Source organism: Xanthomonas sp. SHU 199, from assembly GCF_000364665.1.
In the GTDB taxonomy this organism is placed as follows: domain Bacteria; phylum Pseudomonadota; class Gammaproteobacteria; order Xanthomonadales; family Xanthomonadaceae; genus Xanthomonas_A; species Xanthomonas_A sontii.
In genome coordinates, this window is the sequence record NZ_AQOI01000753.1 from 1 (window position 1) to 777 (window position 777).

1 protein-coding gene is annotated in these 777 nt (G+C 75.3%); it reads left to right on the top strand.

The features are described 5' to 3' along the window. A partial coding sequence (locus D183_RS25520) for a ComEC/Rec2 family competence protein (RefSeq protein WP_039729154.1) occupies positions 1–777 on the top strand: 777 nt, incomplete at both ends.

Below are 777 nucleotides of genomic sequence, written 5' to 3' on the forward strand. Positions count from 1 at the left end.
GCCGGCATGGTGCTGGCAAGGCAGTTGCCGGCCGACTGGGAAAAGCGCGTGGTCGACGTCCGCGGCCAGGTGGTGGAACTGCCGCAGGCGGAGACCCGCCGCACCCGCTTCCTGTTCCGGGTGGACAGCGACGCGGCGCAGCCGGCGCCGTTGCGCGGGCGCCTGCTGCAATTGGCGTGGTACGACGACTTCGGCACGCACCAGGCCGGGCCGCGCAGCGCCCTGCGCGCCGGCGCGCGCTGGCAGTTGCAGGTGCGCCTGCGCGCGCCGCGCGGCTTGAGCAATCCGGGCGGCTTCGATGCCGAGGCCTATGCGCTGGCGCAGCGGATCAGCGCCAGCGGCTACGTGGTGGCGCCGCATGCGGCAGCGCAACTGACGCCTGGGCAGGGCATCGACGCCTGGCGCGCCGACATGTCCGCGCGCATCGCCGCGGCTGTGCCGCAGGCCTCGGCGCGCTACTTGCAGGCGCTGGCGCTGGGCGACACGCGGCGGCTGGACGATCGCGACTGGCGCATCCTGCGCGCCGCCGGACTGACCCATCTCATCGCCATCTCCGGGTTCCATGTCGGCCTGGTCGCCGGCGCCTTCGCCTTGCTCGGCGGCGGGCTGTGGCGGCTGTGGCCGCAACTGGGCCGCTCTTGGCCGCGGCGCCAGGCGGCTGCCGCGCTGGCACTGCTCGGCGCCGGCGGCTACACCCTGGTGTCGGGCATGGCCCTGCCGACCGTGCGCACCGCGCTGATGATCGCGGTGGTGGTGGCGGCGCGGCTGTGGCGGGGG